The sequence below is a fragment of the Actinomadura sp. RB99 genome (genome assembly GCF_014706005.1).
In the GTDB taxonomy this organism is placed as follows: Bacteria; Actinomycetota; Actinomycetes; order Streptosporangiales; family Streptosporangiaceae; genus Spirillospora.
On record NZ_JABMCA010000069.1, the window covers coordinates 1 to 14098 of the forward strand.

The 14098-nt window shown below is 74.2% G+C and carries 14 protein-coding genes; 1 reads left to right on the forward strand and 13 read right to left on the reverse strand.

What is annotated here, in order from left to right; translation table 11 throughout:
- The 13 genes from amrb99_RS39305 to amrb99_RS39365 form a co-directional block, all read right to left on the reverse strand.
- Positions 1-300 (reverse strand): leucine zipper domain-containing protein (locus amrb99_RS39305; RefSeq protein ID WP_206700282.1); only part of this gene is annotated, 300 nt, incomplete at its 3' end.
- Positions 301-406: 106 nt separating this feature from the next.
- A complete protein-coding gene (locus amrb99_RS39310) occupies positions 407-1498 on the reverse strand; it encodes a prephenate dehydrogenase (RefSeq protein ID WP_347257045.1) in 1092 nt (363 codons plus the stop codon).
- A gap of 114 nt (positions 1499-1612) precedes the next feature.
- Positions 1613-1975, reverse strand: coding sequence for a chorismate mutase (aroH, locus tag amrb99_RS39315; RefSeq protein ID WP_190866092.1), 363 nt, complete (start codon positions 1973-1975; stop codon positions 1613-1615).
- Between the two features lie 39 nt (positions 1976-2014).
- A complete protein-coding gene (locus amrb99_RS39320; RefSeq protein WP_190866094.1) occupies positions 2015-2746 on the reverse strand; it encodes a pseudouridine synthase in 732 nt (243 codons plus the stop codon).
- Positions 2743-3462: an SMC-Scp complex subunit ScpB gene (gene scpB / locus amrb99_RS39325; RefSeq protein WP_190866096.1), complete on the reverse strand. Its 720-nt coding sequence runs from the start codon at positions 3460-3462 to the stop codon at positions 2743-2745. The genes amrb99_RS39320 and scpB overlap by 4 nt, the downstream gene beginning before the upstream one ends.
- The gene (locus amrb99_RS39330) at positions 3455-4351 is read right to left on the reverse strand and encodes a segregation/condensation protein A (protein ID WP_347257046.1); all 897 of its coding nucleotides are present in this window, start codon (positions 4349-4351) and stop codon (positions 3455-3457) included. Before amrb99_RS39330 ends, scpB begins: the two co-directional genes overlap by 8 nt.
- A 123-nt stretch (positions 4352-4474) precedes the next feature.
- The gene (locus amrb99_RS39335; RefSeq protein ID WP_190866098.1) at positions 4475-5251 is read right to left on the reverse strand and encodes a hypothetical protein; all 777 of its coding nucleotides are present in this window, start codon (positions 5249-5251) and stop codon (positions 4475-4477) included.
- A gap of 29 nt (positions 5252-5280) precedes the next feature.
- Positions 5281-5739 (reverse strand): hypothetical protein, encoded by a 459-nt coding sequence (locus tag amrb99_RS39340; RefSeq protein ID WP_190866100.1) that lies wholly within the window; start codon positions 5737-5739, stop codon positions 5281-5283.
- Entirely contained in the window at positions 5721-6587 is an 867-nt protein-coding gene (locus amrb99_RS39345; protein ID WP_347257048.1) for a ParA family protein, read from the reverse strand. The genes amrb99_RS39340 and amrb99_RS39345 overlap by 19 nt, the downstream gene beginning before the upstream one ends.
- A gap of 198 nt (positions 6588-6785) precedes the next feature.
- Positions 6786-7700, reverse strand: coding sequence for a site-specific tyrosine recombinase XerD (gene xerD, locus amrb99_RS39350; RefSeq protein ID WP_190866104.1), 915 nt, complete (start codon positions 7698-7700; stop codon positions 6786-6788).
- A 349-nt stretch (positions 7701-8049) separates the two neighbouring features.
- Positions 8050-8715 carry an NUDIX domain-containing protein gene (locus amrb99_RS39355; protein WP_190866106.1) on the reverse strand — a complete coding sequence of 222 codons (666 nt, stop codon included), beginning with the start codon at positions 8713-8715 and terminating at the stop codon, positions 8050-8052.
- Positions 8712-10385 (reverse strand): CTP synthase, encoded by a 1674-nt coding sequence (locus tag amrb99_RS39360; protein ID WP_190866108.1) that lies wholly within the window; start codon positions 10383-10385, stop codon positions 8712-8714. The genes amrb99_RS39355 and amrb99_RS39360 overlap by 4 nt, the downstream gene beginning before the upstream one ends.
- Before the next feature lie 180 nt (positions 10386-10565).
- Entirely contained in the window at positions 10566-12188 is a 1623-nt protein-coding gene (locus amrb99_RS39365) for a hypothetical protein (protein WP_190866110.1), read from the reverse strand.
- Between the two features lie 499 nt (positions 12189-12687).
- On the opposite strand from amrb99_RS39365, the gene pip reads away from it, so the two are divergent.
- Positions 12688-13656, forward strand: coding sequence for a prolyl aminopeptidase (pip, locus tag amrb99_RS39370; protein WP_190866112.1), 969 nt, complete (start codon positions 12688-12690; stop codon positions 13654-13656).
- The last annotated feature ends 442 nt before the right edge of the window (positions 13657-14098 follow it).

Consider the following 14098-nt stretch of genomic DNA (forward strand, 5'->3'; position numbering starts at 1 on the left):
TTCGGGCACTCCGGTCGCGGCGGCGATGAAGGCCGGCCCGCGGCGGTGGTGTTGTCGGTGGTCCAGCACGCGTTGCTCGTCGTGTGGTGCGGTGCGCCCGGGGGTGCGGTGCGGCCGCGAGCTGCGGTCGTGGAGCCCGGCCGGGCCGTGGGCGTCATAGCGCTGCACCCAGCGATGTGCGCACTGCCGCGAGACTCCCATCTCCCGTGCGACGTGCGCGACCGGGCGTCCCTGCACACGGACACGCTCGACCAGCAGACGACGGCCGTGGACGGTCAACCGTGCATTAGCGTGGCTCATGAAGACCTCCGAGACGGGTGAAGACGGCTATCTCCACCGCACTCGGAGGTCTTCGCTTTGATCAACCACCAACCCGGCGTGTCACCAACCTCACGGCCGAGTACAGCTAGCGGCCGGGCACCGACCAGCCGCGGGAGCGCAGCTCGGTGGCGAGCCTCTCCGCCGCCTCCGGCACCACCGCCAGCTCCAGGACGCCCAGCGGGCGGCCCGGCGAGTGCTCGATCGTCACGTCCTCGATGTTCACCCCGGCGACCCCCGCCGCCTGGAAGATCATCGCCAGCTCACCCGGCCGGTCCGGGATGACCACCTGCACCGTCGCGTACGCCGACTGGCCGCCGCCGTGCTTGCCCGGGATCCGGGACCGGCCCGCGTTCCCGCGCAGCAGCAGGTCCGCGACGTGCGCCGACGCGCCCTCGCTGCCGTCGCGCAGCAGCGACGCCGCCACCGCCAGGTCCGTCGCGACCGCCTCCAGCACGTCCGCGACCGGCTCGGCGTTCGCCGACAGGATCCCGATCCACAGCCGCGGGTCGCTCGCCGCGATCCGCGTCACGTCCCGGACGCCCTGCCCCGACAGGCCCAGCGCCACGTCGTCGGCGCCCGTCAGCCGCGCCGCGACCGCCGCCGACACCACGTGCGGGCCGTGCGACACCAGCGCCACCGCCCGGTCGTGCTCGGCGGCGTCCACCTCCACCGGCATCGCGCCGCACGCCTTCACCAGCGCCGTCACCGCCGCCACCGCCTCCGGAGCCGCCTCCGGCGTCGCGCACAGCGCCCACGGCCGGCCGAGGAACAGGTCCGGGCGGGCCGCGCCCGGCCCCGACCGCTCGCTGCCGGCGAGGGGATGCCCCGCCACGAACGTCGACAGGTCGCAGCCCAGCTCCGCCGCCTGCGCCAGCGGCAGCGCCTTCACGCTCGCGACGTCCGTGTACGCCGTGGCCAGACCGCGCTTCTGCGCGTCCAGCAGCGTCACCGCGACCGCCGCGGGCGGCACCGCCAGCACCGCGAGGTCCGCAGGCTCCGCGGACGCCCCGCCCGGCAGCGCCGTCCCCGCGCCCAGCTCGACCGCCAGCGCGAGGGCGGCGGCGTCCCGGTCGGTCAGCAGCACCTCGGCGCCGCGCTCGCGCATCGCCAGCGCGATCGACGTGCCGATCAGGCCCGTCCCGACAACGACGATGCGGCCCACCACGTCCTCGTCCACGCCCGTCACCCTACTGCGCCCCATCCCGCCTGATCATCGTTCCGCTGATCATTGCGACCGCCCCCGCCCGCCGGGCGCCACCGCGCCCCGCACATGCCTCGCTGCGCTCGGGCGCTATTGCGCGATGTCCAGGCGGAGCGCCTTGGCGCCGCGCAGGTACACGTGCTGGACCTCCGCGCGCGGACGGTCCGTCGCGACGTGCGCCATCAGCCGGATCACCCGCGGCAGCGCGTGCGGCACGGCGATCTCGCTCGCGCACATCAGCGGCACCTCCTGGAACCCGAGCTTGCGCGCCGCGAGCGCCGGGAACTCCGCCGTCAGGTCCGGCGTCGCCGTGAACAGCACGCTGATCACGTCGTCGGTCGTCAGCCCGTTGCGGCTCATGACCTCGCTCACCAGCTCGGCCGTCGCCGCCAGGATCTCCTCCCGGTCGTCGGCGTCCACCTGCGTCGCCCCGCGGACCGCGCGTACCGCCACGTCGTCCCTCTCCGTCTCGCCTGAATCGCGGCGCCGGGCCTACAGCCCGACCACCTGGTAGAGCTCGCCGACCTCCTGGACGGTCAGCGCGCGCATCCCGCCCGGCTTCAGCTGGCCCAGCTTGATCGGGCCGAACTCTATGCGGGCCAGCTGCTGCACCGGGAACCCGACCTCCTTCAGCAGCCGCCGCACGATGTGCTTGCGCCCCTCGTGCAGGGTGATCTCCACCAGCACCCGCTTGCCGACCTGGTCGAACACCCGGAACTTGTCGGCCTTGGCCGGGCCGTCGTCCAGCGTCACCCCGGCGCGCAGCCGCTTGCCGAGATCGCGCGGGATCGGCCCGTGGATCTCGGCGAGGTAGGTCTTGAACACCCCGTAGCTCGGGTGGGTGAGCCGGTGGGCGAGCTCGCCGTCGTTGGTGAGCAGGATCAGGCCCTCGGTGTCGGTGTCGAGCCGGCCGACGTGGAACAGCCGCTCCGGCACGTCCACGTAGTCCTCCAGGGACTTGCGGCCCCGCTCGTCCGACATCGTGCTGACGACGCCGCGCGGCTTGTTGACCATGTAGTACCGCATCTCGGCGCGCGTCTCGACCCGCTTGCCGTCCACGTGGATCACGGCCCGCTGCGGGTCGACCCGCTCGCCGAACCGGAACACCCGCTTGCCGTCGACGGTCACGCGGCCCTCGCCGATCAGCTCCTCGCAGTGGCGGCGGCTGCCGATCCCGGCCTCGGCCAGCACCTTCTGCAGCCGCACGCCCTCGTTGTCAGTCACGTTTCCTCAACTATGTCTTCTGGCAGGTCGTCGGGGAGGAAGGGGGCCAGCTCCGGCAGTTCGCCGAGGTCGCGCAGCCCCAGCCGCTCCAGGAAGTACCCGGTGGTGCGGTACAGGTGCGCGCCGGTCTCCGGTTCCTGGCCGGCGTTCTCGATCAGGCCGCGCAGCGTGAGCGTCCGCATCACGCCGTCGCTGTTGACGCCGCGGACCGCCGACACCCGCGCCCGGCTCACCGGCTGCCGGTAGGCGACGACCGCGAGGGTCTCCAGCGCGGCCTGCGTCAGCCGGGCCTGCTGGCCGTCGGTGACGAACCGCTCCACCACCGGGGCGCAGACGTCCCGGGTGTAGAACCGCCAGCCGCCGGCGACCTCCCTGAGGTCGAACCCGCGGCCCTGCTCGGTGTATTCCGCGGCCAGCTCCCGCAGCGTCGCGGCGACCTCGCCGCGCGGCCGCTCCAGCAGCTGCGCCAGGGTGATCTCGGCGACCGGCTCGTCCACCACCAGCAGGATCGCCTCGATCGAGGCGCGCAGGCCCGGCTGCCCCTCGCCGCCGGCGCCGGACGCCTCCTCCGGAGCCTCATCCGGAGCCTCATCCGGCGCGTCCGCGTCCGGAGCCTCGGGCGGGGCCTCCGCCTGCGGCGCCTCGGCCTGGGGCTCGTCGGGCGCGTCCTGCGGGGGGCGCTCCTCCGGCGTGTCCGGGCCGGGTCCCTCAGTCATCGTCGTCCTCGTCCTTCCCGTCCTTGTCGGCCGCGTCCCGGGCCTCGCGGGAGCCCTCGTAGTCGTCGCCGACCGCCACGTCGCCCTCGTCGGTGCCGGTCCACGTGACGTGCAGCTCACCGAGCGGTTCGAGCTGCTCGAACGTGACGGCCCGCTCCCGGTACAGCTCCAGCAGCGCCAGGAACCGCGCGACGACCTCGTAGGTGCCGTCGGCATCGGACGCCAGGACGCGGAACGTGGTCTTGCGGAGCCGCCGCAGCTTCTCCACGACGATCGCGGCCTGCTCCTTGACGCTCGCCTTCGGCTGGTACATGTGCTCGACCGACACCGAGGGCGGCGCCTTCGGGGCGAGCGCCTTGGCCGCGAGCCGGGCGAACTCCTCCGGGCCGAGGCCGAGCAGCACCTCCGGCAGCAGGTTGGCGAACTTCGGCTCCATCGGCACCACGCGCGGGAACCGCCTGCCCGCGTCGGCCATCCGGGCGGCGAGCACCTGCGCGGCCTCCTTGTACGCGCGGTACTGCAGCAGCCGGGCGAACAGCAGGTCGCGGGCCTCCAGCAGGGCCAGGTCCTCCTCGTCGTCGACCTCGCCGGACGGCAGCAGCCGCGCCGCCTTCAGGTCCAGCAGGGTCGCGGCGACGAGCAGGAAGTGGCTGGCCTGGTCGAGGTCCCAGTCCTTGCCGTAGGAGCGGATGTGGGCGATGAAGTCGTCGGTGACCTTGTGCAGGGACACCTCGGTGATGTCGAGCTTGTGCTTGGAGATCAGCCCGAGGAGCAGGTCGAACGGGCCGTCGAAGTTGTCGAGGTGGACGCGGAAGCCCTGCCCCTCGCCGTGCTCCTCGCCCTCGCGCTGGCCTTCGCCCTCGCTCTGCTCCGGCGCCGTCTCGTCCACGTCGCTCACGGTAGCGGAGGACGCCGCTCGTCCCGTGCTCCCCGGCAACATGCTCACCGGCCACATCGTCCCATGCCCGGCGGGGTGCGGGCGCCCGGCGGCGGGGCGCGGGCGGGGCGCCCGTCAGGAGGGGCGGCGCCCGGCGATCCGGGCGACGAGGTCCTCGGCCTGGACGCGGGTGAAGGAGCCGGTGATCTGCACCGAGCCGCCCGTGATGGGGCCGTCGGTGACCGCCGGCGCCGACAGCACCCGCCCGCCGACGACCATCGCGATCTGCTGCCCGGGCGTCCCGGGCTGCTGCTGCGCCGCCGTCCCGGTGAGGCCGGCGAAGGCCCGCGCGTCCGCCTTGGTGAGGCCGATCTGGATGGTCCAGGACGTGGACCCGCCGGACGGCGGCTCGACCTTCATGCGCTCGACGCGGCGGACGGTCATGCCGCCGCCCGCGAGCCGGTAGCAGGACGTCCCGGACGCCTCCGGCAGCGTCCCGGCCGCGCAGGGCGCCTGGGTGACCGCCGCGACCTGCTGGAGCATCATCGGCTGCCGGAGGTCGGTCGGGCCGCCGGCGTAGCCGTCGCCGCCGCTGGTCGCCAGGAAGACGGCCACACCGGCGACCACGAGGACGAGGACGAGCGCGGCGACGCCCCCGATGATCAGCGGCGTCCGGCGCGAGGGCCGGGCGGGCGGCGGGTACTGCGCGCCGGCGCCGGGCAGCGGGTAGGCGGTCGGCGCCGCTCCGGGCGGAGGCGGTCCGGCGGGGGGCATCCCGGCCGGTGGGGGCATGCCGGCCGGCGGCGTCGGCGCGTACGGCGGGGGCGGCGGGCCCTCGCCCGAGGGCGGCGGGGCGTAGATGGGCGGCGGGGGCCGGAACGGCTCGGGCGGCTCGCCGGGGGGCTGGGCCATGCTGATCCCTACCGTTGCGGGGATGGCGGTCAGGACATGTCGCGCAGGCGCCGGACGAGCGTGCTGTGCTCGCCGTGCGCGTCGAAGTCGCCGATCATCGCCGCGACGGCCTCGCGGACCAGCCGGCCCCGGTCGACGGGCAGGGCGTGGTCGGCGCGCAGCCGCAGCCGCAGCTGCTCCAGCGCGAGCAGCTCGTCGGACGAGATGTACACGGTGATCTTGGAGTCGTGGCGCTGGCGTCCGGTGGGGCGGCGCCCGGCGTCCGGCACCGCGAGCCGGGACGGGCCGGTGCCCGGCACCGCGCGCTCCGCCCCGGCGCGTTCCGGAGCGGTGTGGTCCGGGACGGCGTACTCGGGGACGGCGTGCTCCGGCCGGGCGCGCCCGGGTGCGGGCGGGCCGCCTGGCGGGCCGGGAGCGGGGCCGGGCGGCGGCGCGGTGGGCCGGAAGATCTCATCGACACCGGGCAGCCTTACCCGACGTGAGCCCACCTTCCGAGCACCTCCCGCGCCAGACCCCGGTATGCGTTCGCGCCCATCGAGTTCGGGTCGAAGTACGTGATCGGCTCCCCGGCGACGGTCGCGTCAGGAAACCGTACCGTGCGGTTGATGACCGTGTGGAAGACCTTGTCGCCGAAGGCCTCGACGATGCGGCCGAGGACCTCGCGGGTGTGCAGGGTCCGCGAGTCGTACATGGTGCCGAGCACGCCGTCGATCACCAGGCCCGGGTTGATCCGGCCCTGCACCTTGTCGATGGTCTCCATCAGCAGCGCGACGCCGCGCATCGCGAAGTACTCGCACTCCAGCGGGATCAGCACGCCCTCGCTGGCGGCCAGCGCGTTCACGGTCAGCAGGCCGAGCGACGGCTGGCAGTCGATCAGGATGTAGTCGTAGTGCGGGACCGCGGACTTCAGCGCGCCCTGCAGGATGTACTCGCGGCCCACCTCGTGGACGAGCTGGACCTCGGCGCCGGACAGGTCGATGTTGCTCGGCAGCAGGTCCATGCCGTCGACGCCGGTCTCCAGGACGACGTCCTCCCACTCGGTGTCGCGTTCGAGCAGCAGGTTGTGGATCGTCATGTCGAGCTGGCGCGGGTCGCCCTTGCCGAGGCCGACCGACAGGGCGCCCTGCGGGTCGAAGTCGACGAGCAGCACCCGGCGGCCGTACTCGGCGAGCGCGGCGCCCAGGTTGATCGTCGTGGTGGTCTTGCCGACGCCGCCCTTCTGGTTGCAGATGGCGACGATGCGGGCGGGTCCGTGCTCCGCCAGCGGCTCCGGCTCCGGAAAGACGGGCACGGGTCGCTGAGTCGGGCCGAGGGCCCGACTCGGATCGGTCTCTATGGTGGCGGAGGAGAGGACTCCATGCCCGCCGTTCGTGCTGGTCACCAGATCCCTCCCCGGCGGCCGGGAATGCCGTCCAGAACGGGGACTCTAGGGCCCCGTCCCCTGCGTCTCAAGCCGACGCGCGCCGAGTGTCGACATTTGTCGCGGCGGGCACGGCCGTGCGTCCCGGCCTGCGCGGTGCGCGCGGCTGGACGCTCAGCTCCGGGCACGCGGATGCGATGTGGCGTACACCTCGCGCAGCAGCTGGACCGTCACCAGAGTGTAGACCTGCGTGGTCGTCACGGAGGCGTGTCCGAGCAATTCCTGGACGACGCGCACGTCGGCGCCGCCGTCCAGCAGGTGGGTGGCGAACGAGTGCCGCAGCGTGTGCGGCGACACCTGCGACAGCCGCGCCCGGTCGGCGGCGGCGCGCAGCACCATCCACGCGCCCTGCCGCGACAGCCGCCCGCCGCGGGCGTTCAGGAACAGCGCGGGGCCGCCGCGTCCGGCGCCGGCGAGCTCGGGGCGCGCGCGGACGAGGTAGGCGTCGACGGCCCGCACCGCGTAGTCGCCGATCGGGACGATCCGGGCCTTGCCCCCCTTGCCGGCGACGCGGGCGAACCCGTCGGCGAGGTCGAGGTCGTCGACGTCCAGGCCGACCGCCTCGGAGATCCGGGCGCCGGACCCGTACAGCAGCTCCAGCAGCGCGCGGTCGCGCAGGCCGCGGGCGGTGCCGGCGTCGCCGTCGGACGGTCCGGCGGCCGCGGCGAGCAGCCGCTCGACCTCCTCCAGCGTGATGGCCTTGGGGAGCCGCCGCGGCGGCGTCGGCGGTTTGACGTCGTGCGCGGGGTCGTCGGACGCGAGGCCCTCGCGCAGCGCGAACCGGTGCAGCCCCCTGACGGCGACGAGCGCGCGCGCCGCCGACCCGGCCGACAGCGGCGGATGCTCCTCGTCGCCCTCCCGCAGGCCCATCAGGAACGCGCGGACGTCGTCCTCGGTGATGTCGGCGACGGAGGCGCGGCCACGGCCCTCCTGCACCCGGACGTAGCGGCGCAGGTCGCGGCGGTAGGACGACAGGGTGTTGGCGGCGAGGCCGCGCTCGACGGCCAGGTGCCCCAGGTAGGTGCGCACCGCCGACTCGAGCGCGGAGCCGGTGCCCGGTTCGGGGCCGGCGTCCGGTGCGGGGGGCCGCTCGGCGGACCGGCGGGTCGTGCTCGGGGACAGTGCGGCACCTCTTCTGACGGTCGGTCGGCTCGGTCGGGGTCGGCTCGGTCGGGTCGCTCGAGGCGGGTCGCGACGTGCCCATCATGCCCCCTCCCGCCGCGCCGCGCAGGGGTCTGCGGCGCGGCCGTGTCGCGTTTCGCACCGGCGCCGTCCCGACCCGGCCGCGCCGCCCCCACCGAACGCGAAGGACGCGGAACGCCCCGCCGTCCCGCATCGGGAGGCGGGGCGTTCCGCGTCGCGGTCGCCGGGGCCGGTGTCAGTCCTCCGGGGCGTCGGCGGGGCGCAGGTCGCGGTAGCCGGAGGCGCGCGAGGCGTGCGCGGCGAGGATCCCGACGCACGCGATCATGTTGTGCACGTCGCCCGCGAGGACCTTGCGGACGGCCTCGTCCAGCGGCACCCACACCACCGGCATGTCGGCCTCCTCGTGCACCCGCTCGAAGTCGATCTGCTCGGCGGGCACCTGCGTGAGGTCGCGGGCGAGGAAGATCCGGCTCCGCTCGTCCGACATGCCCGACGAGGGGAACACGTCGACGAGGGTGTCCCAGCGCGCGGCCCGGTACCCGGCCTCCTCCAGCAGCTCCCGCTCCGCGAGCTTGCGCAGCGGCTCCCCCGCGACGTCGCGGAGCCCGGCGGGCGCCTCCCAGAGCAGCCGCTCGACGGGGTGCCGGTACTGGCGCAGCAGCAGCACCCGGTCGCGGTCGTCGAGGGCGAGGACGCCGACGGAGCCGAGGTGCTCGATGACGTCGCGGCCGACGATCTCGGTGCCGCCGCCGGGGCCGCTCGGCATCTCGACGCGGTCGCGGCGGACGTTGAACACCCGCCCCGCGAACGCGGTGGACTCCTCGACGACCTTCCAGCGCTCCGGCCGGTCGCGGACGTCGTCCGGGCCGAGCTCGGGGCCGGTCCCCGGGCCGGCGGTCACGACGCGTCCGCGGCGCGCGCGTCGGCGTAGTCGATCGCCGCGGAGACCAGGCCGGTGAACAGCGGGTGCGGGCGGGTCGGCCGGGACCGGAACTCCGGGTGCGCCTGGGTGCCGACGAAGAACGGATGGGCCTCGCGGGGCAGCTCGACGTACTCGACGAGCCGGCCGTCGGGCGACAGCCCGGAGAACCGCAGCCCCGCCTCCTCCAGCCGGTCGCGGTAGGCGTTGTTGACCTCGTAGCGGTGCCGGTGCCGCTCGGAGACCTTCGCCTCCCCGTACAGCTCCCGCACCACCGACCCGTCGGCGAGGTCGGCCGGGTAGAGGCCGAGCCGCATCGTGCCGCCCATGTCGCGCTCGCCGGCGACCACGTCGACCTGGTCGGCCATGGTCGCGACCACCGGGTGCGCGGTGGTGGCGTCGAACTCGGCGCTGCCGGCGTCGGCGAGCCCGGCGAGCGTCCGCGCCGCCTCGATCACCATGCACTGCAGGCCGAGGCAGATGCCGAGCAGCGGGACGCGGTTCTCGCGGGCGTGCCGGATCGCGCCGAGCTTGCCCTCGATGCCTCGGACGCCGAACCCGCCGGGGATCAGCACGCCGTCGACGCCGTCCAGCTCCCGCTTGGCGCCCTCGGGGGTCGCGCAGTCGTCGCTCTTCACCCAGCGGATGTGCACCTTGGCGTCGTTGCCGAACCCGCCGTGCCGCAGCGCCTCCGTCACCGACAGGTAGGCGTCGGGCAGGTCGATGTACTTGCCGACCAGCGCGATCGTGACCTCGCGGGCGGGCTTGTGGACGCGCCGCAGCAGCCGGTCCCAGGCGCCCCAGTCGACGTCCCGGAACGGCAGCCCGAGCCGGCGCACCACGTAGGCGTCGAGGCCCTCGGCGTGCAGCACCTTCGGGATGTCGTAGATGGACGCGGCGTCGACCGCGGACACCACGGCCTCGCGGTCCACGTCGCACATCAGGCTGATCTTGTGCTTGAGCCCGTCGGTGATCGGCCGGTCCGACCGGCACACGATCGCGTCGGGCTGGATGCCGATGGAGCGCAGCGCGGCGACCGAGTGCTGCGTCGGCTTGGTCTTCAGCTCGCCGGACGGGCCGATGTAGGGCAGCAGCGACACGTGCAGGAAGAAGCAGTTGTCGCGGCCGATCTCGTGCCGGATCTGCCGCACCGACTCCAGGAACGGCAGCGACTCGATGTCGCCGACGGTCCCGCCGACCTCGGTGATGACGATGTCGACCTCGGTGTCGTCCGCCATCCCGCGGATGCGGTCCTTGATCTCGTTGGTGATGTGCGGGATCACCTGCACGGTGTCGCCGAGGTACTCCCCGCGCCGCTCCTTGGCGATCACGTTGGAGTAGACCTGGCCGGTGGTGACGTTCGCGGACCCGTGCAGCTCGGTGTCCAGGAACCGCTCGTAGTGGCCGATGTCCAGGTCGGTCTCGGCGCCGTCGTCGGTGACGAACACCTCGCCGTGCTGGAACGGGTTCATGGTGCCGGGGTCGACGTTGAGGTAGGGGTCCAGCTTCTGCATGGTGACCCGCAGCCCGCGAAGGGTGAGAAGCCGCCCCAGGCTGGAGGCCGTCAGTCCCTTGCCGAGGCTGGAGGCGACACCGCCGGTGACGAAGAGGTGCTTGGTAGGACGTGATCTACCAGTGGCTGCCGAAGGCAAGAAGGCGCTCCCGTGGTCGTTGCGAGGCGGCGATCCGACGTGCTCGGTACCGCACTGTCCACGGGCCACCAGGATAACAGCCGGGCACGGGTGCGCCATCCCGGGCGTGCCCCGCTCCCCCTGGTCAGAGGGTGTGGGGCGGGCGGCCCGCGCCCCCCGGCCCGCGGGCCGGGGGGATTCTCACAGCCGCGGGGTCGCCGCGGTGGGCATGATCGTGCGCAGCTGGCGGGTCAGCTCGTCGATCAGGGATCGGGCCTGGTCGGCGGCCTGCCGGGCGGCGTCGCGCTCCTGGGACAGCTCGGCGATCTGCGCGCGCTGCTCGGTGACGGCCTGGGCGAGCTGGTCGACCCACTGGTCGCGCTCGGCGAGCTTCTCGGCGACCGCGTCGCGCTCGGCGGCCATCTGCCGCATCCCGGCGACCGCCTTGTCGCGTTCCCGGCCGGCCTGGTCGGCGCGGCCCCGGGCGAGGGTCAGCTCCGACTCGGCGCGCGCCTGCGACTGCACCGCGGCCTCCCGGGTGCGGTCGGCGGCCTCGCGGGCCTTGGCGCTGGCGTCGCGCTCGCGTTCGGCCTTCTTGGCGGCCTCCAGCGACTGCGCGGCGGTGTCCAGGGCCTGCTGGCGCTCGGCCTCGGCGGCCTCGGCGCGGGTGATCGCCTCCTGCGCGCGGCGCTCGGCGTCCTGCGCGCGCCGCTCCGCCTCCTGCGCGCGGCGCTCGTTCTCCTGGGCGCGGCGCTCGGACTCCTGCGCGCGGCGGCGCGTCTCGTCGGCCTCCTTGCCGGCGGCGACGACGGCGTGCTGCAGGTTCTGCGCGGTCATCTCCGCGTCGGTCACCTTGGAGCGCAGCGCCGACAGCTCGCTGTGCGCGGCCTCCAGGGCGCGCGACAGCTCTGAGGCCTGCTCGGCGACCCGGTCGCGCTCGGCCTCGGCGGAGCGGCGGCCGCCGACGGCGTCCTCGACGGCGCGCAGCGCGTCGTCGCGGGCCTCGCTCATCGCGTCGCGCTGCTGGATCGCCTGCCGGACGGTGGCCTCGGCCTCGGCGACGCGGCGCTCGGCCTGCTCGGCCTGGGCCTGCGCCTGCTCCATCTGGGCACGGGCCTGCTCGGCCTGCGCGCGCGCCTGGTCGGCCTGCACCCGGGCCTGCTCGGCCTGCCCGCGCGCCTGGTCGGCCTGGGCGCGGCCCTGCTGCGCCTGGTTCCAGGCGGCCGCGGCGTCGCGCTGCGCGGCCTCCTTCTCCTGTTGCAGGGCGGCGATCTGGGTGACGGCCTCGTTCTGCACCTCGCCGGCGCGCCGCTCGGCCTCGGCCACCTTGCGCTCGGCCTCGACGGCGCGGCGGTCGGCCTGCTCGGCCTGGCCCCGCGCGCGCTGCACCTCGCCCCAGGCGGCGGCCGCGTCGCGCTGCGCCGACTCCTTCTCCGCCTGGATCGCCGCCACCTGCGAGGCGGCCTCGTTCTGCGCCTCGGTGACGCGGCGCTCGGCGTCGACGGCGCGGCGGTCGGCCTGCTCGGCCTGGCCCCGCGCGCGCTGCACCTCGCCCCAGGCGGCCGCGGCGTCGCGCTGCGCCGACTCCTTCTCCGCCTGGATCGCCGCCACCTGCGAGGCGGTCTCGCTCTGCGCCTCGCTGACCTTGCGCTCGCCGGCGGCGAGCGCGTCGCCGATGAGGTCGGCCATCTGGCGCAGCCGCTCGACGATGTCCCAGGGCTGGGCCTCGGGCTGCTCGCCCTCGGGGCGTCCGGCGTCCGCGCCCTGGCCGGGCTGCTGGGGCTTGGCCATCTGGATCGGCTGCTGGGCGGCAGGCACGGGCACGTCGGACCCGCGGCCCGGGTCACGCCCCATCGCGGGCCAGGGAGAACCCGCGTCCGGGACTCCGCGCGAACCACCCGATCCGTTCAGCTCACTCACTGGTCTCCTCGCCTCGTGGTCCGGAGACGTTCGAGCGGGGCGCCGGGACGCCCCCTCGGGTCGCTGCGTTCCTCGCCTCGCGGCTCGTCACTTCGCTCACGTCTCCTCGCCGACGGCTCCGTCCGGGGGCCGTGTTCCGCGGGGGCTGTCATGGACATGGCGCTCGCGTCACTCCTCGCCCTTGGGCTCGTCGCTCCGCTCACTGAAGGCACTCTAGTGCCGACCAGCGGAACGTTTGCCCAGTTTGGGGTTTAGTTTCGTGCTCGGCTCTCGGTGCGGACGGGGGCCGCACGCCTGGTCACACCCGGTGCGGGCCCCCTGCCGCCCCCACAACGGTGCCACGGGTCACACCGCGCCGCGCGGGAAAGCGCGGACCCGGCCGCCGGGTGGGATGATCCGCGGCATGGAGCTTCGCACCCTGTATCCGCCGATCGAGCCCTACGACTCCGGGCTGCTCGACGTCGGCGACGGCAACCGGATCCACTGGGAGGTCTGCGGGAACCCGGACGGGAAGCCGGCGGTGATGCTGCACGGCGGGCCGGGCGGCGGGTGCAGTCCCGCGCACCGCCGGCAGTTCGACCCGGAGCGGTACCGGATCGTGCTGTTCGACCAGCGCAACTGCGGCCGGAGCCTGCCGCACGCCAAGGACCCGGACGTCTCCCTGGAGGCGAACACGACCTGGCATCTCGTCGCCGACATGGAGCGGCTGCGCGAGCACCTCGGCATCGAGCGGTGGCTGGTGTTCGGCGGGAGCTGGGGCAGCGCGCTGGCGCTGGCGTACGCGCAGACGCATCCGGAGCGGGTGACCGAGCTGGTGCTGCGCGGCATCTTCACGCTGCGGCCGTTCGAGCTGTACTGGTTCTACCAGGAGGGCGCGTCGCTCATCTTCCCCGACCTGTGGGAGAAGTACGTCGAGCCGATCCCGGAGGACGAGCGGGAGGACCTCATCTCCGCCTTCCACGAGCGGCTCAACTCCCCCGACCGGGACGTGCGGGTCGCGGCGGCGAAGGCGTGGGCGACGTGGGAGGGCTCGACGCTGACGCTGCGCCCGGACCCGGAGATGGCGGAGGGGTTCGGGGAGCCGGACTACGCGGTCGCGTTCGCGCGGATCGAGAACCACTACTTCATGAACGAGGGGTTCTTCGAGGACGAGCAGCTGATCAGGGGTGTGGACCGGATCCGGCACATCCCTGCCGTGATCGTGCAGGGCCGCTACGACGTGTGCACGCCCGCGGCGACGGCGTGGGACCTGCACCGCGCGTGGCCGGAGGCGGAGTTCCACATCGTGGACGACGCGGGGCACGCCTACAGCGAGCCGGGGATCCTGCACCGGCTCGTCGAAGCGACCGACCGTTTCGCGCAGGCCGGCTGAGCCGCCGTTTCGGACGCACGTCGATCGCGTCCACGGCACGACCGGAACACGGTCGGGATCCCGCGCTCGCGCCGGGTCCCGGCCGTGTCCGAAATGCCTCCGGACCGCTCTAATCCTTACCGGTCCGCCAACCCTGCCTTACCCGGCGGCAAGGCGGTCACCCGCTTGAAGGTGACGGACCCGGGGCTCACAGGGCCCGCCTCAACGTCTTGGCCCACATCCGCCCCACGGCCCCGCGCGGCGGCTCGACCTCCCGCGATGCGCAGTGACGCCGACCGCACCCCTCCCGTTGTCATTGAATCTGAGTGACTTACCTCACACAACCGATACACAAAAACGCGCGGCAGGCGGGCGCGGAACATTAAGGTTGCGTTCAGGAAGGCGCTCCGCGCGCCCGTCCGCGAAGTCGCCAGTACCTCCTGCGTATCGCAGGGAATGGCGC